The organism is Agrobacterium sp. 16-172Ci, from assembly GCF_053522725.1.
In genome coordinates this window covers 1-24,525 of sequence record NZ_JBNWBW010000004.1, presented here as the reverse complement: position 1 = coordinate 24,525, position 24,525 = coordinate 1, and the positions used below count along the sequence as shown (strand labels likewise).

Annotated in this window: 22 protein-coding genes; 10 read left to right on the top strand and 12 right to left on the bottom strand. The window is 59.6% G+C overall.

The genetic code is table 11. The annotated features are described in order from the left end of the window. Positions 1 to 28: 28 nt before the first annotated feature. The 8 genes from ACQZ40_RS06570 to ACQZ40_RS06535 all read right to left on the bottom strand — a co-directional run bounded on the left by ACQZ40_RS06570 (position 29) and on the right by ACQZ40_RS06535 (position 8,103). A complete protein-coding gene (locus tag ACQZ40_RS06570) occupies positions 29 to 727 on the bottom strand; it encodes a GntR family transcriptional regulator (protein WP_448747615.1) in 699 nt (232 codons plus the stop codon). 143 nt (positions 728 to 870) lie between these two features. Next, entirely contained in the window at positions 871 to 1,755 is an 885-nt protein-coding gene (gene purU / locus ACQZ40_RS06565; RefSeq protein WP_142845379.1) for a formyltetrahydrofolate deformylase, read from the bottom strand. A gap of 193 nt (positions 1,756 to 1,948) precedes the next feature. Then, entirely contained in the window at positions 1,949 to 3,256 is a 1,308-nt protein-coding gene (glnT, locus tag ACQZ40_RS06560; protein ID WP_065656696.1) for a type III glutamate--ammonia ligase, read from the bottom strand. A gap of 86 nt (positions 3,257 to 3,342) precedes the next feature. Continuing rightward, positions 3,343 to 4,671, bottom strand: a complete 1,329-nt coding sequence (locus tag ACQZ40_RS06555) for an FMN-binding glutamate synthase family protein (RefSeq protein WP_078052083.1) — start codon at positions 4,669 to 4,671, stop codon at positions 3,343 to 3,345. 16 nt (positions 4,672 to 4,687) lie between these two features. Beyond that, positions 4,688 to 5,374, bottom strand: coding sequence for a GltB/FmdC/FwdC-like GXGXG domain-containing protein (locus ACQZ40_RS06550; RefSeq protein ID WP_448747614.1), 687 nt, complete (start codon positions 5,372 to 5,374; stop codon positions 4,688 to 4,690). 37 nt (positions 5,375 to 5,411) lie between these two features. Beyond that, complete coding sequence (locus tag ACQZ40_RS06545; RefSeq protein WP_271045215.1) at positions 5,412 to 6,317, bottom strand: class II glutamine amidotransferase; 906 nt, start codon at positions 6,315 to 6,317, stop codon at positions 5,412 to 5,414. A 96-nt stretch (positions 6,318 to 6,413) separates the two neighbouring features. Continuing rightward, positions 6,414 to 7,094: a helix-turn-helix domain-containing protein gene (locus ACQZ40_RS06540; protein ID WP_065656561.1), complete on the bottom strand. Its 681-nt coding sequence runs from the start codon at positions 7,092 to 7,094 to the stop codon at positions 6,414 to 6,416. 34 nt (positions 7,095 to 7,128) lie between these two features. Then, the gene (locus ACQZ40_RS06535) at positions 7,129 to 8,103 is read right to left on the bottom strand and encodes a GlxA family transcriptional regulator (RefSeq protein ID WP_065656562.1); all 975 of its coding nucleotides are present in this window, start codon (positions 8,101 to 8,103) and stop codon (positions 7,129 to 7,131) included. An 89-nt stretch (positions 8,104 to 8,192) separates the two neighbouring features. On the opposite strand from ACQZ40_RS06535, the gene ACQZ40_RS06530 reads away from it, so the two are divergent. The 4 genes from ACQZ40_RS06530 to soxG all read left to right on the top strand — a co-directional run bounded on the left by ACQZ40_RS06530 (position 8,193) and on the right by soxG (position 13,285). Beyond that, entirely contained in the window at positions 8,193 to 9,443 is a 1,251-nt protein-coding gene (locus ACQZ40_RS06530; protein WP_271045213.1) for a sarcosine oxidase subunit beta family protein, read from the top strand. Positions 9,444 to 9,520: 77 nt separating this feature from the next. Continuing rightward, positions 9,521 to 9,796, top strand: coding sequence for a sarcosine oxidase subunit delta family protein (locus ACQZ40_RS06525; RefSeq protein WP_065656564.1), 276 nt, complete (start codon positions 9,521 to 9,523; stop codon positions 9,794 to 9,796). Further along, entirely contained in the window at positions 9,793 to 12,756 is a 2,964-nt protein-coding gene (locus tag ACQZ40_RS06520; RefSeq protein ID WP_448747613.1) for a sarcosine oxidase subunit alpha, read from the top strand. Before ACQZ40_RS06525 ends, ACQZ40_RS06520 begins: the two co-directional genes overlap by 4 nt. Next, on the top strand, positions 12,749 to 13,285 hold the full coding sequence (soxG, locus tag ACQZ40_RS06515; RefSeq protein ID WP_448747612.1) for a sarcosine oxidase subunit gamma family protein: 537 nt from the start codon (positions 12,749 to 12,751) through the stop codon (positions 13,283 to 13,285). The genes ACQZ40_RS06520 and soxG overlap by 8 nt, the downstream gene beginning before the upstream one ends. A gap of 271 nt (positions 13,286 to 13,556) precedes the next feature. Here the strand turns inward: soxG and ACQZ40_RS06510 are convergent, their stop codons facing one another. From ACQZ40_RS06510 to ACQZ40_RS06495, 4 genes are all read right to left on the bottom strand, one after another. Further along, entirely contained in the window at positions 13,557 to 14,306 is a 750-nt protein-coding gene (locus ACQZ40_RS06510) for a GntR family transcriptional regulator (protein WP_065656697.1), read from the bottom strand. A gap of 154 nt (positions 14,307 to 14,460) precedes the next feature. After that, positions 14,461 to 15,591 carry a sugar phosphate isomerase/epimerase family protein gene (locus ACQZ40_RS06505; RefSeq protein WP_448747611.1) on the bottom strand — a complete coding sequence of 377 codons (1,131 nt, stop codon included), beginning with the start codon at positions 15,589 to 15,591 and terminating at the stop codon, positions 14,461 to 14,463. 103 nt (positions 15,592 to 15,694) lie between these two features. Next, entirely contained in the window at positions 15,695 to 16,549 is an 855-nt protein-coding gene (locus tag ACQZ40_RS06500) for an amino acid ABC transporter permease (RefSeq protein ID WP_080857517.1), read from the bottom strand. 3 nt (positions 16,550 to 16,552) lie between these two features. Then, a complete protein-coding gene (locus ACQZ40_RS06495) occupies positions 16,553 to 17,488 on the bottom strand; it encodes an ABC transporter substrate-binding protein (RefSeq protein ID WP_080857518.1) in 936 nt (311 codons plus the stop codon). A gap of 529 nt (positions 17,489 to 18,017) precedes the next feature. Between ACQZ40_RS06495 and ACQZ40_RS06490 the strand changes: the two genes are divergently transcribed. Genes ACQZ40_RS06490 through ACQZ40_RS06465 form a run of 6 tightly spaced genes read left to right on the top strand, consistent with a single transcriptional unit; the run spans position 18,018 to position 24,077 of the window. Next, positions 18,018 to 19,235, top strand: coding sequence for an ABC transporter ATP-binding protein (locus ACQZ40_RS06490; protein WP_448747610.1), 1,218 nt, complete (start codon positions 18,018 to 18,020; stop codon positions 19,233 to 19,235). A gap of 19 nt (positions 19,236 to 19,254) precedes the next feature. Continuing rightward, positions 19,255 to 20,295 carry an extracellular solute-binding protein gene (locus ACQZ40_RS06485; RefSeq protein ID WP_271045205.1) on the top strand — a complete coding sequence of 347 codons (1,041 nt, stop codon included), beginning with the start codon at positions 19,255 to 19,257 and terminating at the stop codon, positions 20,293 to 20,295. A 9-nt stretch (positions 20,296 to 20,304) separates the two neighbouring features. After that, positions 20,305 to 21,132, top strand: a complete 828-nt coding sequence (locus ACQZ40_RS06480; protein WP_174037048.1) for an ABC transporter permease — start codon at positions 20,305 to 20,307, stop codon at positions 21,130 to 21,132. Then, the gene (locus tag ACQZ40_RS06475; protein ID WP_174037049.1) at positions 21,125 to 21,946 is read left to right on the top strand and encodes an ABC transporter permease; all 822 of its coding nucleotides are present in this window, start codon (positions 21,125 to 21,127) and stop codon (positions 21,944 to 21,946) included. Before ACQZ40_RS06480 ends, ACQZ40_RS06475 begins: the two co-directional genes overlap by 8 nt. 30 nt (positions 21,947 to 21,976) lie before the next feature. Next, positions 21,977 to 23,401, top strand: coding sequence for a M24 family metallopeptidase (locus tag ACQZ40_RS06470; protein WP_448747609.1), 1,425 nt, complete (start codon positions 21,977 to 21,979; stop codon positions 23,399 to 23,401). Position 23,402: 1 nt separating this feature from the next. Then, complete coding sequence (locus ACQZ40_RS06465) at positions 23,403 to 24,077, top strand: flavin reductase family protein (RefSeq protein WP_161987915.1); 675 nt, start codon at positions 23,403 to 23,405, stop codon at positions 24,075 to 24,077. Positions 24,078 to 24,525: the final 448 nt, after the last annotated feature.

The window sequence follows — 24,525 nt, the reverse complement described above, 5'->3', positions numbered from 1 at the left end:
ATTTTAGCCGCACACGAGGCGGAAGAGGTTACTCTTCGCCGGTCTTCTGGGCGATGAGAACAGCTTCCGCAATCGCGCTTGCGCTCGCGACATGGTCCAGAGCCGCCTTGTAAGCGGCGTCTCCATCCCCCTGCCGGATGGCCTCGACGATCTTTTCCATTTGCGCCGGACCTTCGGTATCGCGGCTTTTCGTCTTGATCGTCATCGAACGAAGATGGTTGATCCGCACCGTCAGCAGGTTGACGACGCCCCAGGCGACATGACGGTCGATCTTGCTGAACAGCGTCTGATAAAAGGACGAGGTATGCGCCAGAACGCCCGGCATATCCCTTTCGACATAGCTTTCGCGGATATGACTGAGCGAAGCTTCGAGCGCTTCCACGATGGCAGGATCGCGGCGCTCCGCACAAAGGCGTGCCGCCATTCCCTCCAGCGCACCGCGAATTTCATAAATCTGCTTCGCCTCATCGAGATCGAGCATTGCGACCATCGGGCCCTTGTTCGGCAAATTCGCCACCAGCCCCTCGGATTCCAGATGCCGCAGGACCTCACGAACGATGGTGCGGGAAACGCCGAGCTGGGCGCAGAGATCGCGCTCCACCAGACGGTCGCCCGGGCGGAAATAACCGTTCACGATGGCGTCACGGACCTTGTCGAGAGCGAGTTCCCTTAGCGTCTTTGTCGGGCGCTCAACGCGAATGGCAGTTCCGTGCGAAGCATCTGTCATGGTATCACCTCGTTTGACACCTCCCGTTTCGTCGCAACGCGGTTACGAACAAAAGCGGGAAATGGCTTTTGTATTATGGCGTACCAGCTTATTTAGCGCCGTGCTCTCTTTATGGCAACATCAGCACGGCTCACGCAGAATGCTCATCCCATTCTTTCCGAAGCGTAAGAGCCGGGACCTGGGGGAAACACAACGGTTCGGCTGCCATTCAGAAATACACGACGGTGAATATGGGCGTGGATGGCACGCGCCAGCACCTGCGCCTCCACGTCGCGGCCAAGCGACACGTAATCCTCGGCCGACTGGGCATGGGTGATGCGCACGGTATCCTGCTCGATGATCGGTCCCTCATCCAGATCGGCAGTCACATAATGCGCCGTCGCGCCGATCAGCTTCACACCGCGCTGATAGGCCTGCTTGTAAGGGTTGGCCCCCTTGAAGGACGGCAGGAAGGAGTGGTGGATATTGATGATCCTGCCTGACATCGCCTCGCACATCCTGTCGGAAAGCACCTGCATGTAACGCGCCAGCACGATGAGTTCCGTAGCCGAGCTTTCCACGATCTCCATGATCCGGGCTTCGGCCTGCGGTTTGTTCTCTTTCGTCACCGGAATGTGGTGGAACGGAATGTCGTGATTGACGACGACCTTCTGATAATCGAAATGGTTCGAGACGACGCCGACAATATCGATCGGCAGCGCCCCGATGCGCCAGCGGTAGAGCAGATCATTGAGGCAATGGCCGAAGCGCGACACCATCAAAAGAACCTTCATCCGCTCTGCCTGGTCGTGCAGCGCCACCTCCATGCCGAACTTTTCCGAGATCGGAGCAAGCCCGGCCATCAAGGCGTCGCGTGTCGCACCCTCCTCGGAAATGAAACCCACGCGTATAAAAAAACGGCCGGTGCCGAGATCGTCGAATTGCGAACTGTCGACGATGTTGCACCCCTTCTCAGCGAGAAAGCCTGAAAGGGCGGCGACGATGCCGCGGGTGGATTTGCATGTCACGGTCAGGACGAAGTTCGTCATCTGGCACTCTTTCTGTCATCGATAAAGCATGTCTCCCAAAAATGTGCAGCGGTTTTGGAACCAAGACATGCTTAAAAACAAAGATCTAAAGCGCGTGGCATGAAGCAGATTGGACGCGACGCGCTTTAGTGGAAAACCCCGCGCTCTTGATCAGCGCGGGGAAAAGCCGCAAGGGCGGCGGGGAAAATCGGGCTCAGACGTCGAGGGTGGTCTGATGCTCCCAGGCGGTGAATTGCGAGCAATAGCTGTTCCACTCGCCCTGCTTGAGCTTCAGATAGGCCTTCGAGAATTCAGTACCGAGCGCCTGCTGCAATTCCGCATCCTTCTCATATTCGCGCAGCGCATCGAGAAGGTTGAGCGGCAGCTTCGGTGCGTCCGTGACCTTGTGGCCCTCGCGATACATATCGATATCGTAGTGCGGACCGGGATCGGCCTTGGAGCGGACACCGGAAAGGCCGGCGGCGATGATGATGGCCTGCAGCAGATAGGGGTTCACGGCGCCATCCGGCAGGCGCAGTTCGAACCGCCCCGGCCCGGGCACGCGCACCATATGGGTGCGGTTATTGCCGGTCCAGGTCACCGTATTCGGCGCCCAGGTCGCGCCGGAAATGGTGCGCGGCGCGTTGATACGTTTATAGGAATTGACCGTCGGATTGGTGACGGCCGCAAGCGCCGACGCATGTTTCATGATGCCGCCGAGAAACGTCTTGCCCTTGGCCGACAGACCGAACGGCATTTCCCTGTCGGCAAAGGCATTGACCTTGCCGTCGAGGTCCCAGACCGAAATATGGGCATGGCAGCCATTGCCGGTCAGGCCCTTGAACGGCTTCGGCATGAAGGTGGCGCGCAGCCCGTGCTTTTCGGCGACGGATTTGACCATGAATTTGAAGAAGGAATGTTTGTCTGCGGTCTGCAGCGCATCGTCATATTCCCAGTTCATCTCGAACTGGCCGTTCGCGTCCTCATGGTCGTTCTGGTAGGGCTTCCAGCCCAGCTCCAGCATGTAATCGCAAATCTCGGCAATGACATCATAACGGCGCATCACCGCCTGCTGGTCGTAGCAGGGCTTTTCCGCCGTGTCGTATTCGTCGGAGATTTTCGCACCATCAGGCGAAATCAGGAAAAATTCCGGCTCCACGCCCGTCTTGACCCTGAGCCCTTCGCTTGCCGCCTCAGCGATGAGCTTTTTCAGCACCACGCGCGGCGCCTGCTCCACCGGCTGGTCTTCCATCACGCAATCGGCAGCGACCCAGGCGACATCCTTTTTCCACGGAAGCTGGATGACCGAGGAAGCGTCGGGCACGGCGAAAAGATCGGGATGGGCGGGCGTCAGATCGAACCAGGTGGCGAAGCCCGCAAAACCCGCGCCATCCTTCTGCATATCGGCAATCGCTTCTGCAGGAACCAGCTTGGCGCGCTGGCCGCCGAAGAGATCGGTATAGCTGATCATGAAATATTTGATGCCCTTTTCGGCAGCAAATTTGGAGAGGTCCAGTGTCACGTCATTCCCCTTTTTTTGAATATCAGACACTTCATCGAAAAAAGACGGGCACATCCTCCCAAATGCGCCCGTCCGTTCTTTATGGCTTAAAAGCTGCCTTTGCCCGGGAACCAGTTGGTTCCCGCCAGCGGAACCTGCGCCATGGCGGCCGCCTCCATCGTCAGCGCCACCAAATCTTCCGGCTCCAGATTGTGGAGATGGTTCTTGCCGCAGGCACGCGCGATGGTCTGCGCCTCGAGCGTCATGACCTTCAGATAATTGGCAAGACGGCGGCCGGCGGCGACGGGATCGAGGCGAGCGGCAAGCTCCGGATCCTGCGTGGTGATGCCGGCGGGGTCTTTGCCCTCGTGCCAGTCATCGTAAGCGCCGGCCGTGGTGCCGAGTTTCTGGTATTCGTCTTCCCACTTGGGATCATTGTCGCCGAGCGCCACCAGTGCCGCCGTGCCGATGGCGACTGCATCGGCACCCAGCGCCAGCGCCTTGGCGACATCCGCACCCGAACGGATACCGCCGGAGACGATGAGCTGCACCTTGCGGTGCATGCCGAGATCCTGAAGCGCCTGCACGGCGGGGCGAATGCAGGCAAGCGTGGGCATGCCGACATTTTCGATGAAGACATCCTGCGTGGCCGCCGTGCCACCCTGCATGCCATCCAGCACCACCACATCCGCACCGGCCTTCACCGCCAGCGCCGTGTCGTAATAGGGCCGCGCGCCGCCGACCTTGATATAGATCGGCTTTTCCCAGTCGGTAATTTCGCGCAGTTCGAGGATCTTGATTTCCAGATCATCCGGGCCGGTCCAATCAGGGTGACGGCAGGCGGAACGCTGATCGATGCCCTTCGGCAGGTTGCGCATATTGGCGACGCGATCGGAAATCTTCTGGCCGAGCAACATGCCGCCGCCGCCCGGTTTCGCGCCCTGACCGACGACGACCTCGATGGCGTCCGCACGGCGCAGGTCTTTCGGGTTCATGCCGTAACGGGAGGGCAGATATTGATAGACCAGCGTCTGGCTATGGCCGCGCTCCTCATCCGTCATGCCGCCATCACCAGTCGTGGTGGACGTGCCGGCAATGGTCGCGCCGCGTCCTAGCGCTTCCTTGGCGTTACCTGACAGAGCGCCAAAGCTCATGCCGGCAATGGTGATCGGCGTTTTCAGCGTGATCGGCTTCTTGGCGAAGCGCGTGCCGAGCGTGACGGTCGTATCGCATTTCTCGCGGTAACCCTCGAGCGGATAACGCGAGATGGAGGCGCCAAGAAACAGGAGATCGTCGAAATGCGGCACCTTGCGCTTGGTGCCCGCACCGCGAATGTCATAGATGCCGGTCGCAGCCGCGCGGCGGATTTCCGCCAGCGTATGGTCGTCAAAGGTTGCGGATTTGCGCGGCGGGGTGAAAGGGTTGTGATAGCTCATCGGAATATCCCTCGCCTCAATACGCGTCGGCGTTGTCGATGTTGAAATTGTAGAGCGTGCGGGCGGAGCCGTAGCGCTTGAACTCACCGGGGCTGACATCGGTGACGCCGGCCTTTTCGAGGAGTTCGGCGAGCTTTTCGAGATGTTCCGGGCGCATCTCCTTCTCGATGCAATCGGCACCCAGGCTCTTCACCGAACCGCGCACGAAAAGCTTCGCCTCATAAAGGGAATCGCCAAGCGCATCGCCCGCATCGCCGCACACGACGAGGTGGCCGGACTGGCCCATGAAGGCCGACATGTGGCCGATATTGCCCTTCACGACGATATCGATGCCCTTCATGGAAATGCCGCAGCGGGAGGCGGCATTGCCCTTGATGACCAGAAGCCCGCCGCGGCCGGTGGCGCCGGCATATTGCGAGGCGTCGCCCTCGATGACGACCGTGCCGGACATCATGTTCTCAGCAACACCCGGCCCGGCCGAGCCGTGCACGGTGACGGTGCCGCCATCATTCATGCCGGCGCAATAATAACCGACCGAACCATGCACATCGACGGTGACGGGGCTGTCGATGCCAACCGCCACGGCATGGTGGCCGCGCGGATTGACGACCTCGAATTCGGTGTCGTTTGCGCCCGAGGAAAGACCGTGGAGCGCCTTGTTGAGTTCACGCAGCGGCGTGTGGGAGAGATCGAAAACTGGCATGGATTATGACTTTCAAAACAGGCGCCGATGACGGGTCTCAGGCGGCCTTTTCATGGTCCCAGAAATAGACGGTCGCCGGTTCCGGCTCCCAGACGCGGGCATTTTCAATGCCGGGCAGATTGACCAGAGCGCGATACTCAGAGCCGAAAGCGACATATTGGTCGGTCTCGGCCATGACAGCAGGCTTGCAGGCGATAGGATCACGCACCACCCCGAAACCGGATTTGGTGCCGACGACGAAAGTGAAGAAACCATCGAGATCATCGAGCGCGCCGGTCAGCGCCTCGCCCAGATCCTTGCCCTTGGCCATTTCCGCCGTGAGATAGGCGGCGGCGACTTCCGAGTCGTTCTGGGTCTCGAACGTCATGCCTTCACGCACCAGTTCACGGCGCAGATTATTGTGGTTGGAGAGCGAGCCGTTATGCACCAGGCACTGGTCTGCGCCGGTGGAGAAAGGATGCGCGCCAAGCGTCGTCACCGCCGATTCCGTCGCCATGCGGGTGTGGCCGATGCCATGGGTGCCCGCCATGGAGCGCACGTCAAAACGGGTGACGACATCCTTCGGAAGACCGGTTTCCTTGTAGATTTCCACGCTGTCGCCGGAACCCATCACGCGCACATTCGGGCGGATTGCGGAAAGAACCGGACGGATACCATCCAGTTTTTCGGCGGGAATATCGAGAACAGCATGAGTGCTTTTCACCGTGACCACGGCATCGACGCCGCTTTCCTTCAGCGCTTCGGCAAGGCCGGAAAAATCGGCGGCCGGATCGGCCGACTGGATCGTCACTTTCGCGCGGCCATTGGCAGCGCTTCCGTAGATCGCGATGCCGGCCGAATCCGGGCCGCGATCGGTCATGGTGACGAGCATGTCCGAAAGCAGCGCGCCCAGCTGCGGTTCAAGGCTTTTGTCTTTCAGGAATAGTCCAACAATGCCGCACATCGACAGGCACCTCCATTCGTTTCTGAATGAAGGGCTAACATATGGAATTCCATTCCGTCAACTATCAGGAATATTTTTTTCTTCTAAGGCAAATTATCAATCATTGCCCAGCCGCCTTTGCGGATAGGAAATGATCGACAGATAACGGGCGGGAAGCTTCACCAATTCCTCCGGCCCGTGCGGCGCGTCGGCGTCGAAAAACAGGCTGTCGCCGGCCTGCATGGTGAAAAGCCGCTCGCCGTGGCGGTAAACCACCTCGCCTTCCAGCATGTAGAGAAACTCCATTCCCTCATGCTGGAAGGTCGGGAACACGTCCGAATCCTTGGTCAGCGTGATGAGATAGGGCTCGACGGTGACGCCGCTGGTATTGTTGTCGATATGGCCGAGCAGGCTGTATTGATGACCGGCGCGAGTGCCCCTGCGCTCGATATTCACGCCCTGCCCCGCTTTGACGAAGGTGGCGCTGCGCGGCTCCTCGAAACCGCGAAAGAAGGCCGTGATCGGCACGCCCAGCGCCTTTGAGAGCGTCTGCAGCGTCGTGAGCGACGGCGAGATATTGCCGTTTTCGATCTTGGAAAGCATGCCCACGGAAACGCCGGTGGCCGATGCAAGATCGGTGACCGTGATGCCGAGTTTCTTGCGATAGGCGCGCACCTCATGGCCAATCGCCATTTCCAGATTGTTGACCCTTGGCTCGCGGATGGCATGCGGATCCTGCGACAGGAACTGCGCAGTTTCGGTTTTGGTGGTATCCTTCGCCATGATGTCCTCCGGCATTATCGTGTTTTCCCTTCCTTACAGGAAAACTATTTTAATTCGGAGGAAATCTTTGCCGCATTGTATTTGGGGTATGGCCGAACCGGGCCTTGAAGCTTCCGGAAAAATGCCCGGCGCTTGAGAAGCCGGTGGCGAAGGCCACTTCGGCAATGGAGAGCGGGCTTTGCTCCAGCAGCCGCCGGGCGTGATCGAGACGGATCGCGCGGTATGTTTCTAGAAATGTCGTTTTCAGATGGGTTGCGAAAAGCCGGTCGAGGTGGCGCGCGCTGGTTCCCGCCAGTTTCGCCATGGTCTGCCGGTCGAGCGGGCTTTCAATGGTCGTTTCCATTTTTTCCAGCACGGCCAGCAGGGCCGGATGGTTGGTGCCATGGCGCTCGGCGGCGGAACCCCTTTGCGGCGCGCCGGGTTCGGCCACGGCCGTGTGCAGATACCAGTCGCTGACACGCCGTGCGAAATGAGCGCCCATTCTCTGCGAAATCATCGCATGCATCATGTCAAGGGGCGCGACGCCGCCGGCGCAGGTGATGCGGTCTCCGTCGAAAACAAACCGCGCCTGCCGGGGCGTGAGATGGTCGAAGGCCTCTTTCAGCACCGGCGCATGCTCCCAGTGAATGGTGAAATCGCGGTTTTCCAGCAATCCCGCCGCCGCCAGCACATAAGCGCCGCTGGAAATGCCCCCGATCCGGACACCCTGCCGCGCCAGCCGCCTTAACGTGCCGTAGGAATTTTCCGCAACGATCCAGTCCTGCGGCCCGCCCCCTGCGCAGACGAAGATCGTGTGGCATCTCTCGCCTGCGGTGGCGAGTGCCTCGCAGCCGACAGTGATGCCGGAAGAACTTCTGACGGCCTCGCCATCGAAAGAAAGCGGAACCACATCGTAAAGATCGGTTCCGGCGATCAGATTGGCGGCGCGCAATGGCTCCGCCGCCGAGGCGTAAGACATCAGCGCGAAATTCGGAACCAGGATGAAACCAATACGCTGGACATTCTTCTGCTCGATGGTCGTCATGTCTCTTTTTTAAATCATCATGTCCCTTATTTGCAATTCCCTTTCGAACGACGCCGGTAAGCTTGCGCGATATCGTTCGAGGTACGCAGATGCGCTATTCCGCCTTTTCCATTTTCAAGAACGGCCTTTTCGGCAACAAGGCGTGGAAACCCGCCTGGCGGGAGGTGTCTCCGAAACCGCATTATGACGTCATCATCGTTGGCGGCGGCGGACACGGGTTGGCGACGGCCTATTATCTTGCGAAAGAATTCGGCGTCACCAATGTCGCGGTGCTGGAAAAAAACTACATCGGCTCCGGCAATGTCGGTCGCAACACCACGATCATTCGCTCCAATTATCTGCTGCCGGGTAACAATCCCTTCTACGAACTTTCGATGAAGCTGTGGGAAGGGCTGGAGCAGGATTTCAATTTCAACGCCATGGTTTCCCAGCGCGGCGTGCTGAACCTCTATCATTCGGATGCACAGCGCGATGCCTATACAAGGCGCGGCAACGCCATGCGACTGCACGGCGTCGACGCCGAATTGCTGGACCGCACCGCAGTCAAGGCCGTGCTGCCGTTTCTCGATTTCGACAATGCCCGCTTTCCGGTGCAGGGCGGCCTGCTGCAAAGACGCGGCGGCACTGTGCGTCACGATGCCGTCGCCTGGGGTTATGCGCGCGGCGCAGACAGCCGCGGCGTCGATATCATTCAGGGCTGCGAGGTAACCGGCATTCGCCGCGAAAACGGGAGGGTCGTGGGTGTGGAGACCGCCAAGGGCTTCATCGGCTGCGGCAAGCTGGCGCTCGCGGCAGCAGGCAATTCCTCGCAGGTGGCCGCCATGGCCGGGCTGAAACTGCCGATCGAAAGCCATGTGTTGCAGGCTTTCGTGTCTGAAGGGCTGAAGCCCTTCATCGATGGCGTCGTCACCTTCGGGGCCGGCCATTTTTACGTCTCGCAATCGGACAAGGGCGGCCTCGTCTTCGGCGGCGACATAGACGGCTACAACTCCTATGCCCAGCGCGGCAATCTGGCGACGGTCGAACATGTCGCGGAAGCAGGCAAGGCGATGATACCGGCGCTCTCCCGCGTCCGGGTGCTGCGGTCCTGGGGCGGCATCATGGATATGTCGATGGATGGTTCGCCGATCATCGACCAGACCCCGATCGACAATCTCTACCTGAATTCCGGCTGGTGTTATGGCGGCTTCAAGGCGACGCCCGCTTCCGGTTTCTGCTTCGCCCATCTTCTGGCGCGCGGCGCACCGCAGGAAACGGCAACGGCCTTCCGGCTGGATCGCTTCCGGCGCGGTTATCTCATCGATGAAAAGGGGCAGGGCGCCCAGCCTAACCTTCACTAAATCTGTAGCGGGATTTCAGGCGGAAATCGCTCACAGTTTTCGCCATCCCGCTATCTGGCGGATCAAGGACATCTGAAATGGCAAGTCTCGTGCCCTGCCCGCATTGCGGGCCAAGACCCAGGGAAGAATTCACCATCAAGGGCGCAGCCCTTCAAAGGCCCGCCGCCGATGCCGGCGCGGAGGAATGGTTCGATTATGTCTATCTGCGCGACAATCCGCGCGGAGCCTATGAGGAATATTGGCACCACACTTCCGGCTGCCGCCGCTGGCTGGTCGTCGCCCGCGATACCGCCACCCATGAGATATCCGCCTGCCGCGACGCCGCCGACAAGACGAAAGTGACAAACGCATGAGTGCCAACCGCCTGAAGACCGGCGGTCTGATCGACCGTTCCAAACCGCTTTCCTTCACCTTCGACGACAAGCCGATGTCAGGCTTTGAGGGCGACAGCCTCGCCTCCGCCCTGCTCGCCAACGGCCAGAAACTCGTCGGTCGCAGTTTCAAATACCACCGCCCGCGCGGCATATTGACGGCGGGTGCAGCTGAGCCGAACGCGCTGATAACCATTGGCCGCGGCGGGCGCACGGAGCCGAACACCCGCGCCACCATGCAGGAGCTTTATGCCGGGCTGGAAGCCAACAGCCAGAACCGCTGGCCCTCTCTCGATTTCGATATCGGCGCCTTGACCGGCCTTCTGTCTCCCTTCCTCGGTGCGGGGTTCTACTACAAGACTTTCATGTGGCCTGCCGCCTTCTGGGAAAAGGTTTATGAGCCCTTCATCCGCAAAGCCGCCGGCCTCGGTAAAGCAAGCTACGAGGCGGACCCGGATGCCTATGACAAATGCTGGGCGCATTGCGACCTGCTGGTGATCGGCTCCGGCGCGGCGGGTCTTGCCGCAGCGCTTGCCGCAGGACGCGCCGGCGCGCGCGTCATCATTGTCGATGAACATTCCGTGGCAGGCGGTTGGCTTCTTTCCGAAACGGCAGCCATCGGCGGCGAGAGCGCTGCGGATTTCGCGGCGCAATGCGTTGCCGAACTTAAAGCCCTGCCGAATGTGACGATACTGACGCGAACCACGGCTTTCGGCTGGTATGACGGCAATGTCTTCGGCGCGGTGGAGCGGGTGCAGAAACATCTGCCAGATCCGAAAGCCCATGTGCCCGTGGAGCGCCTGTGGCGCATCGTCGCCAAGCGGGCGCTGCTTGCCACTGGCGCGGAAGAACGACCGCTGGTCTTCGGCGGCAACGATGTTCCCGGCGTGATGATGGCGGGCGCCATGCGCAGCTATCTCAATCGATATGCCGTCAGCCCCGGCACGGCGACGGCAATTTTCACCACCAATGACAGCGGTTATGCGCTCGCCCGCGATCTGGAGGCGCAGGGCGTCGCTCTGGCCGCCATCATCGACAGCCGTGAGCAGGGCAATCCGGGCTACGAAGGCAAAGCGCGCGTCATCAAAGGTGGTGTCGTCTCCAATGCCAAGGGCGGCAAGTCGCTTTCCGCCATCGAGATTTATGCGAATGGCCAGGCTGAGAACCTGAATGTCGATGCGCTGGCCATGTCGGGCGGCTTCAGCCCCATCATCCATCTCGCCTGCCATCGCGGCGGCAAGCCGGTCTGGTCGGAAGACGATGCCGCTTTCCTGGCGCCCGGCAATCTCAAGGGGCTGGAACTCGCCGGCGCGGTTTCCGCAATAAACGGTATCGCCGCCTGCCTTGAGGATGGCGCGCGGAAGGGCGCGGCCTTGGCGCAAGAGCTCGGCTTTGCATCAGCTGCACCGACATTCGGCGCGGTGGAAAACGATATCGTAGCCCCGCCTGCAAAACCGCTATGGTCCATCCCCGGCATCAAGGCGAAAGCCTTTGTCGATTATCAGAACGACGTTCACCGCAAGGATCTCGGCCTCGCCATCCGTGAAGGTTATGGCCATGTCGAACTCGCCAAACGCTACACCACGAACGGCATGGCGACGGATCAGGGCAAGCTTTCGAATGTCAACGCCATCGGGCTGTTGGCCGAAGCGCGCGGCGTCTCCCCGGCGGATGTCGGCACCACGACGTTCCGGCCGTTTTATACGCCCGTCTCCTTCGGCGCACTGACTGGGGCCTATCATGGCCAGCATTTCCAACCGGTGCGCAAATCGCCGCTGCATGGTTGGGCCGAGAAAAACGGGGCCGTGTTCGTCGAAACGGGGCTCTGGTATCGCTCCTCCTGGTTTCCCCGCAAAGGCGAAAGCGGCTGGCGGGAAAGCGTCGACCGTGAGGTTCTGAATGTGCGCAAGAATGCCGGGCTCTGCGATGTATCGATGCTCGGCAAGATCGAAATCTGTGGCAGTGACGCCGCGGAATTCCTCAACCGGGTTTATTGCAACGCTTTCCTCAAACTGCCGGTTGGCAAGGCGCGTTATGGCCTGATGCTGCGTGAGGACGGCATGATCTATGACGACGGCACCACCAGCCGGCTGGAGGAAAACCGCTTCTTCATGACGACCACCACCGCCTATGCGGCGGGCGTCATGAACCATCTTGAATTCTGCGCGCAGGCGCTCTGGCCGGATCTCGACGTGCGGCTTGCCTCCGTCACTGATCAATGGGCGCAGATGGCGATTGCCGGGCCGAAGGCGCGCGCCATTCTTCAGAGGATCGTCGATGAAGATATTTCCGACGAGGCCTTTCCCTTCCTCGCAGCCAGGGAAGTCTCCCTGTTTGGCGGGCAACTGCATGGACGCCTGTTCCGGATTTCCTTCTCCGGCGAGCTGGCCTACGAGCTTGCCGTCCCGGCCGGTTACGGCGAAAGCGTCGCCGACGCGCTGATGCAAGCCGGCGAGCCGGAGAATATCATGCCCTATGGCGTCGAGGCGCTTGGCGTGCTGCGCATCGAAAAGGGCCACGTCACTCACAATGAAATCAACGGCACGGTGGTGCCCGCTGATCTCGGTTTCGGCAAAATGGTCTCCACCACGAAGACCGATTTCATTGGCCGACGGATGCTGGAGCGCGAGGGGCTTTCCGACACCGACCGCCCGAGCCTCGTCGGCGTCGTGCCGCTTGATCCAAAACAGTCCTTCCGCACCGGCTCGCATATTCTTGCGAAGAATGCCACGGCAACGCTGGAGAACGATCAGGGTTATGTGACCTCCAGCGCCTTCTCACCGCATCTGGGTTCGACCATCGGTCTCGCCCTCGTCAAGAATGGCCCTGCGCGGCTTGGTGAGGAAATCATGGTCTGGAACGGCCTGCGCAACGAATTTACCCAAGCCCGCCTTTGCAACCCGGTTTTTGTCGATCCTCAAAACGAGAAACTCCATGTCTGATTTCAAGTCTGACTTCCGGCCGACGCTCCGCCCGGTGCTGGGCGCAAAGCGAGCGATTGCCTCCACCGCCATCAAGCTCTCTCCCCTGCCGGAAGGCACGATCATCCACGTTCTGGCCGCACCCGGCGCAGCGGATCTGGAAGCCCGCCTTCGCGACCTTGCCAAAGGCGATATACGCGCGGTCTCACTGGGCCAATTGTTCATCGTCAGTGAACACCCTCTGTCTCACGCTGATATGAAGGCGCTTCTTGCAGCGCTCGAACCTTTGGCAACGGGTGTCGACCAAAGCCAGGGACGCGTTCGCATCCGCATCGAAGGCAAGATGGCCGAGCGGGTTCTGGCCAAAGGCACGGCGGTCGACCTGTCTTTCGCAGCATTCCCGGTGGGACATTCCGCCGCGACGCTGATCGGCCACATCGCAGCCCACCTCACCCGGCTTGACGGACAGGTCTTCGAAGTCATCGTGCTGCGGGGTTTTGCCGAAAGCCTGTGGGACGACCTTGCCCGGATGAGCCTCGAATTCCAGTGATCGCGTCGGTCAGGCGTTGCTCGATGGTGCCACTAAAACAGATGGCGTCATCTGCTGTGCCTGATTACCAAACTTATGCAAACGGCGTTTGCAACTGAATCGCTTTTATGACGCCTTCTCGGCAGGAAACGCTTTTGTTTACCCGAGAGCCAGCGTCTCACTCTTCCGGAGAGAGCTGCACCTGCACGCAGGAAATTATTTCCGCTCTTCTGACGCCGCGTCGCACGGCGGGCGCAACGAAATACCTATGGCTTGTTCTTATCTGGGCGCATCATGAAAAGTTCTCCAACACGGCGAGGAACGTGTGCCGATCGCCCTGTCCTTCAGTCAGCCTAACGCGCCCCTCGATGTCGGCGAGATGGTGGTCCATCAACTCCTGTGCCTTCGCCAGGTCTTTCGCCTTCAGCGCCGTAACGATCAGGCGGTGGTGGTCGGCGCCACAGTCGTCCTTCTTGTCTTCTTCATAGAGCGCCATGACGAGGGAAAGGCGCGCGACGATCTTGGATAGCATTTCGGTCATGACGGCATTGCCGCCAAGCTCCGCCAGAACAATATGGAATTTTCCGGAAAGCACCGTCTTCGACTTTTCGTCGCCGTGGTGGTGGATGTGCTCTTCCTCGTCGGTCAACTTTTCCAGCGCATCCAGTTGTTCGGTGGTGGCACGGGACATTACGAGGTCGAGGATCGCATGTTCGATCTTGCGGCGCGCCTCGAACAAAGCCTTGGCTTCTTCGATGCCCGGCTCTGCGACGAAGGTGCCGCGGTTGCGCTTGCGCTCGAGCAGATGGTCGCTTTCCAGCACGCCGAGAGCGCCACGGACAACGGTGCGGCTGACGCCGAAATGGTCGGCAATGGCATCTTCGAGGATTTTGGTGCCGGGTTTCAGCGCGCCTTCGCCGATGGCAGTGGCAAGGGTCGTGCGAATGCGCTCAGAGACGTCGTCATTGGCATTTTCTGCCGCTTCGGCTGCGCTCGGCGCCTTGGGGGCGGATTTTGGGGTCTGCCGACGAGTCTTCTTCATGTCCTGCTCCGCATGCATTCGAGCGGCCGGTCGCTCGATCTGATCACATCCATACACATATTGTTGCGTACATTGATACGCGCTGGAAATCCACTTGATCTTGGGTTTTGCACGATGACGGCAGAGATCTCCACCGTCATCGCGTAAGTCGAAATCAGGCCGCCTGCCGTTTCGCCACGGATGGGGAAAGATCGATGCCATTATCGGCGCAGATCGTCTCGATATGCCTGGCCGAATTGCGAATGAAGATGATAGCCGCGTCGAAGCCATAGGCCTGCTTTTCATAGGACGGGTAGCCGTAGTTGGTCGCCTCATAGGTCTCCCAATCCGGAATCTCGCCGGCTGCAACACGCTTTTCAAAGGTGCTGATGAGGGAAAGATAGGCGTCGAGCTCTTCGGCATCGAGGTCCGGGTGCGCAGCGCGCCACGCTGGGTCGTCGATCTCGATGCACTGACGCGGATTGGCCTTGCGCGGCTTGTCTTCAACGGAGGCGGCAACTTCCAATGAGAGATTGAGATTCGGGTTCGCCGCTGCCAGGATTGGAATGATCGTGGCAAAATCCACGATCCCCCAACCGACGGGGCGGGTCTGGAAATCGAGGCCGCCGGTTGCGCGGCCCACATAGGCGTCCTTGATATGGGTCTGGCGAACGTATGGCGCGACACGTTTTGCGGCGTAAACCGGATGTTCCCCGCGCTGCAGGCCGTTGGCCGTGTCGAAGACAACGCCCATGCAATCCTCACCGATTTTTTGGATCAACCGGAGGATCTCGAAGGACGTAATCTCGTCATGGGTTTCCATATTGAGATGGACGCCATTGGCGCGCGCTACGGGAGCAAGCTTCAGCAAGACCTTCTCGATTGCCAGCAACTGCTCTTCCCAGGTGACGTCGGTGCGGAAGCGGTCATTTGCCAGCCTGCCACGATATTCCGATTTGAAATTGCCCGGCGAGATCCATAGTTCGCGGCAGCCGATGGAAGCACTTGCCTCGATCATTCGGGTAAAGCCCAGAATGACGTCGCCATCGCCGATCGCCCGGAACTCCGGAGCCTCGGCGCTGCAATAGGGATTGATCTTGCCGACGCCACTTTCGAGGTAGAGCCCCAGTTCATCGGCTTTCTCGCGGATGTCGCGAAGTGCTCCCTTGTCGAGCGTCGGGCTCATGTCGAGAACTGTCGGGAAGAACAGGCCGGCAAGGCCAAGCTCCTTGACAAGGTCAAGGCTTGCGAGCGGTCCGCGTTTCACGAACTCGGGAAGCTTCTGGCTATCGATACCCAGTCTCATAATAGTCTCTCCTTGGTGTTTCCTGATGGGATTCGCTGCGGTGACGATCCCTTGGTTGATTGATTTTCTGGCGTCATTGTCTGCGCGCTGGCGCCCCCCATGCTCAATTTTTGCCGCTGTTCGAGCGGCCTTTTGGCGCGAGCTTCCGTTCCAGATAGTGCTGGCCGATGGACGCAATCGTGGTGATCCCGAGATACCAAAGCGAGGCAACGCACAGGAGCTCGATGACGAGGAAGTTGCGGGCATAGATGGCCTGCGCCTGTGTCAACAAATCCTGCATCCCGATGACTGAAACGATGGCACTCGCCTTCAGCATGCCGATCGCCTGGTTTCCGGTCGGCGGGACGATCAGCCTCACTGCCTGAGGGAGGACCACCGTTCGCAGAGTCTGTGATGGTCTGAGGCCCAGAGACGATGCGGCTTCGCGCTGTCCCCGATCCACGGCAGTCAGGCCACTACGAATGATCTCGCTCATGTTCGCCGCCTCGTGCAGACCAAGCGCCAGGAAGCCGGCCAAGGCGGGTGTGACGATGTCGTTTACCGAAACCGACCAGGAACCGAATCCGATCTCGGGGACGAAGAGCGCGATGTTGAACCAGAAGAATATCTGGACGATCAGCGGTACGCCGCGGAACCACCAGACAAAGGCGACGGCGATCGCTTTAAGAACGATGTTCTGGCTCGTCGCCATAATGGCGATGAGGCAACCGATGACGATGCCGGCGACCATGGCGCCGGCCGTCAATTCGAGCGTCAGAACGACGCCGCCAAGAATGACGGGGTCGATCATGTAGCGCGGGATCTCGCTCCATTGGACGCTCTGATTTCGCCCGACAGCCAGGACCATGAGGGCCAGCACAAGGATCGCAATGCTACCGGTTGCGACCTGCCCCCAGCGTATCGGCTTGCGGACTGGAGGCACGATGGTCATGCAGATCGGTTGAGCAAAGAGTGCCATGGCTCATTCCACCGGCATGGAGGCAGCATCGTTGAACTTGACGGTCTTCACGGCAAGCGGGCCAAGGCTCCATTTCTCCATGATGGCCTGATAGGCGCCGCTGTCGACCATGTGCTGGAGCGAGGCGATCACGACATCCCGGAGCTCTGGATTATCCTTCGAGACCAGCATGCCAAGATAACCGACGGCGAGGCGGACATCGGGCAAGGCTTGTAGGCCGACGCCTTTGCCGGTCTGCTTTTCGGTGGTGTAGACGCTCGTTGCGTAACCGTTGACGGTCGCATCGGCGCGGCCCGTTCGCACGGCCTGCAGGACGTCAGGCATTTTCGGTATGGACATGATCTCGATGGGCGCGGTCTTGCATTTTGCCGAGGCAGCAACCACGAGCCTGTTCTGGAAGGTTCCGACCGGCACGGCAACCTTCTTGCCGCAGAGGTCTTCCATGCTCTTGATGCCAAGTGGATTGCCCTTGACCGTCATGATGGTTGTTGCGTCATACATGTAGTCGATCACGTCGACCTGCTTTTCCAGTTCCACATCGTCGTTGATACCGGAAAGCGTCATGTCGAACCTCTTGGAGAGCACAGCGGGAACGATGGCTGCGCCCGCGCCGACATTGGTCATCTGCACATCGACGCCCAGAATGACGCCCAGCGCCGCCGCGAGGTCGGCATCGATGCCAATCAGCTTGCCGGCCTCGTCCTGGAAGCTGATTGGCGGCGTCAGATCCGTCGCAACCTTCAGCTCCTTCTTTTCCTTGATCGCGGCGGGCAAGCGATCTGCCAATTGCTGATTGAAGGCGACGCCTGGAAGCTTGGCCACATCCGCCTCTGGCACCATCTTCACGGGCGTACCCTCTGCAGCCTGCGCGGTTGAGGCGAGGAGAGCTAGAGCGACGCCTGCCAGGGCGGCTGTGAGAGTCTTCTTGAAACTATGCATGCGGAACCCCTTCTTCACATTATCTGTCGTCGTGAATTTTCAGATTGGACGAAGCAATCAGCATGCCAGTTTGACGTATCAGATCCTATATGACTGTTTTTAATTGCTTATTTTTTTAATACTCAGATCGCATAACGATGCGACTTTATTTTCGCATAAAGTTTCGCAAATTCTGATGAAAAAATAATCCATCGATTAATCCTGAGCATTTTGTCCACGAATAAAATCGTTAAATTATTGATTTGATTATCTAATATTATCGCCTATCAGGCGTGTCCCATTACTGCCATCCTCGCGAAAGGCCGCAAACTGACGCGGCTCAATGGCTTGCAACCCAGAAACCTGCACAACAAATCACCGTCGCCGATCACGAATGCACAATTAATGAATTAACATTAAAATTCTTTGTAACGTGATTATGAACTTGCGAAAATATATAAAGCAAAAATAAATAAATATAATCAGTACTTTGATAATTTATCCGGAATATGGAAGGCGCAGTTGGCACGCCAATTGCAACTGCTGTTCCATGACCCAAAGCGAACTCAAAATTGCCGATCGACCACGTCTCCGCCTGCTGCCGACGAGCGCGACGCCCTCGGCTATGCAGGTGCAACCCAAGGAGACATTCATGTCGCAGACCTCGAATGCAGCAGAAGGCAAGCAGCTTAGCGTTCGTGGCCTGACCCATAGCTACGGCGGACAGAATGCGATCAGCGATATCTCTTTCGAGATAGAAGCCGGTGAGATCGTTGCGCTACTGGGCCCGAGCGGCTGCGGCAAGTCCACGGTGCTGCGCGCCATCGCGGGGCTGATCCAGCCGAAAAGCGGCGTGATCCAGCTCGGTGGCGAGGACCTTGCCCATGTTTCGGCGCGTGCGCGCGGTATCGGCATGGTCTTCCAGAACTATGCGCTGTTTCCACACCTGACGGTCGCCGAGAACATCGCCTATCCGCTGGCTTGCCAGAAGATTGGGCGCTCCGAGCGGCGCGAGCGGGTCGAGGAGATGCTCTCGCTCGTACAGTTGAAAGGGTTTGGTCATAGGCTGCCGCGTGAGCTCTCCGGTGGTCAGCAGCAACGCGTGGCGGTGGCCCGCGCCATTGCCGGACGGCCTTCGCTTCTGCTTCTCGACGAACCGTTCGGTGCCTTGGACCGTGCACTGCGTTTCGACCTGCAGGTCGAGCTTCTCCATCTGCAGAAGACGCTTGGCATCACCACGCTGATCGTCACGCACGACCAGGAGGAGGCGCAGAGCCTCGCTGGACGCTTGGTGCTAATGAACAAGGGCAATGTCGAGCAGATTGATACGCCGATGGCCGTTTATGACCGGCCGAGGACCCTCTTCGTCAATACCTTCATCGGTCAGGCCAATGTGTTGCATGGAACGGTGGACCGCGTGGAGACGGAAGCAACCACTATCTCGCTGGCGAACGGCAGGGTCCTTGTTCTCCCGCGTCGTCTGAATTTCACCACCGGCTCCAAGGTCACGATCACCTTCCGCCCCGAAGATGTGCGTCTCTCCGCCACGCCGAGCGCATCTGCCCTGCCGGCACGACTGACCGTGTCAGTGCCGCTTGGGCCTACCCTAGTCCATGATCTCCTTCTCGAAGACGGGACAAACCTTCGTTCCTCCGAGGTCCGCGGGCCTTCGACCTTCATCCCCGAGCCGGGAGCACAGCTCTTTGCCGAGATAGACACCATGAGGTGTCACGCCTTTCCGAGCGAACCGGAAGCATTCCGTAAATAACAACAACAGAGGTGAACAGATGCAAGACTTCAACATCACAAGACGCCGTTTCGGACTGCTTGCCGCCGGTGCGGCTGTTGCAGCAACCGTTCCTTTCGCCGCCCGTGCGGCTGGTGGCACGGCGGTTGCCGCGACCTTCCCAGGCAACTGGGAAGACGGCTATCGCACGGTGCTGACGCCACTCGTGAAGGATGCCGGCTTCGATCTGACGGTCGCCCCGGCAATGGCGCAGGACCAACTCGCCAAGGTCATGGCAAGCCCCGGCAATCCGCCTTACGACACGCTTCTGATGTCGCCCGGTCAGATGGCTATAGCCGTCGAAAACGACCTCATCCAGAAGATCGACCCGTCGAAGCTCAAAAATTGGGGAATGCTCGATCCGGCCTTCCAGGGCGAATACGGCCCGACCGTCACGGTCGAGGTCAACGGCATTGCCTATAATCCCGATCTCGTCCCGGCGCCGAAGGGCTACCGCGATCTCTTTGAAAACCCTGCTTATAACGGCCTGGTATCTTGGACCGGCTTCGCCTCCAACACGGGCGTGATGGCCTATACCGAGATCGCCAAGATTTACGGCTCGGGTCCAACCGACATGGATGCTGTCTTCAAGCTGTTCAAGGAACACCCGGAGCAAATCAAGGGCGTGGTGGCCAGCACGAACCACCAGATGACGCTGTTCCAGCAGGGTGAAATTGCAGTCTTCATGTGCTCGACGGGCAATGTCGCGAAGTTGAAGGCCATGGGGCTGAAGGCCGAATTCGTCCAGCCGGAAACGGGTTCGCCCGCAGCGCCCGTCAACATTCATTTGACCAAGGGCGCCAAGAACGTTGACGCGGCCTATGCCTATATAGATGCCGCGATTTCCAAGGCCGCACAGGACAAGCTGAAGATGCCGCCGCAGGAAATGTTCCCGACGAACAGGCAGGTCGAGCTGACGCCGGGCATCGAGGCCTATGTGAAGCGCGAGCAGCTTGCGTCTCTCGTCTATCCGGACTGGGCTGCCATCAACAAGAACCGGCCGGAATGGATCCGCCAGTTCGACGCCCTCGTCGCCGGTTGAGGTAGCACCATGAAAGCGAGCGGCTTCCCCTACGTTATCCCGATGCTTCTGCTGTCGGTGGCGTTCTTCGCGACGCCGCTCGCCGTCCTTGTCGGGTTCAGCTTCATTGGACCCGACGGCCTGTCCCTGCACAATTACGCGCGCTTTCTTGGCGATGCGTTCAACTATCGCGTTCTCGTCAACACCGCCAAGCTCGGGGTACAGACCATCTTCACCACGACGCTGCTCGGTGTGCCGATCGCGCTGTTCTACTGGCACAGCGGCAAGACCGCACGCCAGATCATCATTTTCCTGACGCTGATCCCGATGTTGACCAGCAATGTGGTTCGGACTTTTGCCTGGATCGTCATTCTCGGGCGGCAGGGACCGATCAGCGAGACATTCGTGGCGCTTGGACTGGCCGAGCGTCCCTTCACACTCATGTCGACGGAACTCGGCCTGGTGATGGCCATGTGCCAGATCGACCTCCCGCTGATCATCCTGCCGCTGGTGGCGATCCTGTCGCGCATCCCCGTAACCTATACCGAGGCTGCGCAGGTTTCTGGTGCCGGGCCGTGGCGCATCCTGGCCACGGTCCTGTTGCCGATGATGCTGCCTGGGCTTCTGGCGGGTTGGATTCTCGTTTTTGCCAGCACCAGTGCTTCCTTTGTCACCCAGGCGGTGATTGGCGGCGCGCGCAACGTCTATGTGCCGCAATTGATCTATCGCGAGGTCGGCACGCTGTTCGACTGGCCGATGGCGTCTGCCATCGCCGTCGTGCTCCTCATGTCGACCGGTTTTCTTCTCGTCGGCATGACCATGATTTCCCGTCACCGGAGGCTTGTCGGCCATGCGTAGAAAATCCGAAAACCCGGTCCCCACCATTCTCTACAAGGCTTTCGTCTTCGGCTTCGGCGGCCTGAGCCTGATCTATCTCGTGGCCCCGATCGTCATCGCGATCACCATGTCGTTTACTTCAGGGCAGACGCTCAAATACCCACCGGAGGGCTTCTCGCTGCGCTGGTATGAGGCGTTGCTCGATCCTATCCGCTCCGGGACGGAGCATATTGCCGCCGGCAACTCGCTGAAGATCGCAGGCCTTGCCGTTCTCGGTTCGCTGCTCTTCGCCGTGCCCGCCACGATCGGCATGGCTCGACTGCAGCGTCGGTCGGTCAACACAATCGAACCGTTGCTTCTCGCCCCGCTGGTCTTGCCGAGTCTGGTGTATGGTCTGGCTGCGCTGATCGTCGCCAATTTCGTTGGCTTGCAGCCTTCGCTGTGGCTCACGGTCGTCGGCCATGTGGTGGTTTTCGGGCCACTGATGTATCGCGCCGCCTCGGTCGTCGCACAAGGTATCAATCCCTCGCTGGCGGAAGCGTCGACAGTGATGGGAGCCACGTGGTTCACGACGCTGAGGCGCGTGATCCTGCCCTTGCTGACACCCGGCATTCTCGCCGGCGCATTTCTCGTCTTCATCCAGTCGCTCGACAATGTTTCCGTCTCGCTCTTCCTGGCCGATGCGCAGACGACAGTGCTGCCGCTCAGGATGTTTGCGCTGATCGAGGAGTCGCTCGACGTGCGCGTTGCTGCCATGTCCGGCCTGCTGATCGGGCTGACGCTGGTGGTGATGCTGGTGGCAAGGCGGGTGCTGGCGCCTACACGACAGGCCTGACGAAAAAGACAATATTGGAAGGAATAGCCCATGAACATGACCGCCACCAGATCAGGAGCCTATCGCATCGGCTCGCTGCTCGCCGACTTTCAGCCGGATTTCGATTTCGCAGCGCCCTTGCCCCTTCCGGTCGAGGAATTCGAGGATCGTCTGCGGCGTATCCGCCGCCAGGCGGTGGAGGCCGGACATGACGCCCTGATTGTCCACACAGGTGGTGTGGGCTGGTTTCACGCGTCGAACCACTATCTTCGTTATATTTGCGACTGGATGCGGGAGGGCGTGCTGATCATCCCGACGGATGTCGACAAGCCAATGGTGCTTTTGTCCTTTTTTACCCAGTCCGTGCTTTTGCCACCGGGTGGCGAACCCGTTCTGGTGGAGGACATCTGGCAGATTGGCCCGATCGGGCGGGAATATGCCGATCGTCCGGGCGACAGCGTCATCAAGACCGCCGAAAAATGTGCCGAACTGCTGGCAGGCATGGGGCTATCGAAAGCGCAGATCGGCCGCATTGGCGACCGCACCTCGCTGACCTTCTGGGCAGGCCTCGGCGCATTGATGCCGATGGCGAAGTTCGTTGCTGACAATGCCATTCTAGACCGCATGCAAAAGGTCCGCTCGCCACGCGAGATCGAGATGTTTCGGGCGGCCGCCCAATTGGTCAGCATCGCCACTCAGGCGGCCTATCACGTAGCGAAACCTGGCGTGACCGACCACGAGATCTACGCGGCCTTCACCCAGGCGCAACTCTCCTTCGGTGGCGAGACCGGTGACGGTTACCAGATCGGCATCAACGAATTTGGCACCCATTGCGGCAAGCCCTATGGCCATGTCGTGCGACCGGGAGACCTGATCAATCTCTATGTCTCCAACGTCACCTATCGGGGTTACACCGCTCAGACTGCAAGGATGATCGCCGTTGGCGAGATCACCAAGCGCCAGGAAGAGGTGCTCGCCGCCTGTACCGAAGGTGTCAAGCGGGCGGAAAAGCTGATCCGCCCCGGTGCCCTGATGCGCGACGTGAACAATGCGGCCTTCGAGCCCATGATCGAGCGCGGCATGCTGGCGTCGCCGGAAGCCCGGACCATGCCTTACAACTGGGCACCGATGGATGACGGCAGCGCGAGGCTTATCCCGCGCCAATATGTCAAGAACATCGACTGGGAGGCGCAGGGCCGCACGCTCATGCATGTCTATCCGGCGACACATGGCCCGCATAACCCCAATCTCGGCCATTCGGTCGGCATGGCCGGCGGCCAGAACAGCTTCAACATATCCTCTCACAACTACGATCGGATGGAGGAGGGCATGGTCTTCGTGCTCCACACACAGTGGCTTGAGCCACTGTCGGCCGGCTGCAATGTCGGTGACATGTATGTCGTGACCAAGGACGGGTTCGAAAACCTGTCGCGCCACACTCCGCTTGAAACCCACCGCATTGCTGCCGAGGCCTGAGATGACCGATACGACCCGAGCGCACACCCATTTCGATTTCTCCAGGCTCACCGAGCGCGAGCGCTACAAGATCCTGATCGGCACCGTCATCCCGCGCCCGATCGCGCTTGTGACAACCGTCGACAGAGACGGTCGCCCCAATGCCGGGCCGTTCAGCTTCTTCAATGTGCTGACTCATGATCCGGCAATCGTTGCGATCGGTGTCGAGAACTATGCCGATATGCGCTTCAAGGATACGGCCCGCAACATCCGCGAGACCGGTGAATTCACCGTGCATATCTGCGACAACGCACTCGTGGACCAGATGGAGATCTGCGCCATCAAATTTGGTCCTGGCATCAACGAGATGGAAGAGGCGGGTCTCGAAACCGTGCCGGGCGAGATGGTGTGCAGCCCACGCATTCTCGCCGCACCCGCAGCACTTGAGTGCCGTCGTCATACCACATTGCAGGTAGGTCCCGCCCGCGAGATCATCCTCGGTGAAGTCGTAGGCGTCTTCGTGCGCAGCGACGCCGTCAACACATCCAACCTGCATATCGATCAGCAAATGATGGACGCCGTTGGCCGCATGGGCGGGCATACCTATACCCGCACCCGCGACCAGTTCGACATCAAGACGCTGAGTCCGCAAGAATGGGAGAGCCGGAAGATTTGTAAGACCGACGCGGCTGAGTAAAGGCGCGGATCAGGAAGCGGCAGCCCCAATCGCGGATTGCGACCTTAAGGACGTGGCTAAGGATCGCAAGTTCGCGGACAGCACTAGATGGAGCTACACGCTGAAGCCGCTCGTCAGGAACGACGCAATGTCCCGCTGGCTCAGGCCGATCATCGTCCGGTAGGCGAGTTCATGGCGGCGGAGCACGGCTTCATGCCGCGCCCACGAACCTGTGCTTGCCAACGTCCTCTGAGTTTTCTGATTGCCGCCATGGTGATCTCAAACTTTGATTGTCGATCACGCGTACTGAGCCGCTTGGAGTTGACCGCGAAACCTCTACACTAATAGCAAAAGTTTTCACTAAGCTTTGTGACCTGCCACTGAAGTTTCATCCGGCTGCGATTAGAGCCTCGGCTGTTTTTGATAAGCCAAATGGCGTGGTGGGAGCAACCGGCGGAAACGCGAAGCT

Coding starts and splice junctions, on each gene's coding strand:
- ACQZ40_RS06570 (WP_448747615.1), bottom strand. CDS start 727: ATGACAGATGCTTCGCACGGAACTGCCATTCGCGTTGAGCGCCCGACA.
- purU (WP_142845379.1), bottom strand. CDS start 1,755: ATGACGAACTTCGTCCTGACCGTGACATGCAAATCCACCCGCGGCATC.
- ACQZ40_RS06555 (WP_078052083.1), bottom strand. CDS start 4,671: ATGAGCTATCACAACCCTTTCACCCCGCCGCGCAAATCCGCAACCTTT.
- ACQZ40_RS06550 (WP_448747614.1), bottom strand. CDS start 5,374: ATGCCAGTTTTCGATCTCTCCCACACGCCGCTGCGTGAACTCAACAAG.
- ACQZ40_RS06545 (WP_271045215.1), bottom strand. CDS start 6,317: ATGTGCGGCATTGTTGGACTATTCCTGAAAGACAAAAGCCTTGAACCG.
- ACQZ40_RS06540 (WP_065656561.1), bottom strand. CDS start 7,094: ATGCCGGAGGACATCATGGCGAAGGATACCACCAAAACCGAAACTGCG.
- ACQZ40_RS06535 (WP_065656562.1), bottom strand. CDS start 8,103: ATGACGACCATCGAGCAGAAGAATGTCCAGCGTATTGGTTTCATCCTG.
- ACQZ40_RS06530 (WP_271045213.1), top strand. CDS start 8,193: ATGCGCTATTCCGCCTTTTCCATTTTCAAGAACGGCCTTTTCGGCAAC.
- ACQZ40_RS06525 (WP_065656564.1), top strand. CDS start 9,521: ATGGCAAGTCTCGTGCCCTGCCCGCATTGCGGGCCAAGACCCAGGGAA.
- ACQZ40_RS06520 (WP_448747613.1), top strand. CDS start 9,793: ATGAGTGCCAACCGCCTGAAGACCGGCGGTCTGATCGACCGTTCCAAA.
- soxG (WP_448747612.1), top strand. CDS start 12,749: ATGTCTGATTTCAAGTCTGACTTCCGGCCGACGCTCCGCCCGGTGCTG.
- ACQZ40_RS06510 (WP_065656697.1), bottom strand. CDS start 14,306: ATGAAGAAGACTCGTCGGCAGACCCCAAAATCCGCCCCCAAGGCGCCG.
- ACQZ40_RS06505 (WP_448747611.1), bottom strand. CDS start 15,591: ATGAGACTGGGTATCGATAGCCAGAAGCTTCCCGAGTTCGTGAAACGC.
- ACQZ40_RS06500 (WP_080857517.1), bottom strand. CDS start 16,549: ATGGCACTCTTTGCTCAACCGATCTGCATGACCATCGTGCCTCCAGTC.
- ACQZ40_RS06495 (WP_080857518.1), bottom strand. CDS start 17,488: ATGCATAGTTTCAAGAAGACTCTCACAGCCGCCCTGGCAGGCGTCGCT.
- ACQZ40_RS06490 (WP_448747610.1), top strand. CDS start 18,018: ATGACCCAAAGCGAACTCAAAATTGCCGATCGACCACGTCTCCGCCTG.
- ACQZ40_RS06485 (WP_271045205.1), top strand. CDS start 19,255: ATGCAAGACTTCAACATCACAAGACGCCGTTTCGGACTGCTTGCCGCC.
- ACQZ40_RS06480 (WP_174037048.1), top strand. CDS start 20,305: ATGAAAGCGAGCGGCTTCCCCTACGTTATCCCGATGCTTCTGCTGTCG.
- ACQZ40_RS06475 (WP_174037049.1), top strand. CDS start 21,125: ATGCGTAGAAAATCCGAAAACCCGGTCCCCACCATTCTCTACAAGGCT.
- ACQZ40_RS06470 (WP_448747609.1), top strand. CDS start 21,977: ATGAACATGACCGCCACCAGATCAGGAGCCTATCGCATCGGCTCGCTG.
- ACQZ40_RS06465 (WP_161987915.1), top strand. CDS start 23,403: ATGACCGATACGACCCGAGCGCACACCCATTTCGATTTCTCCAGGCTC.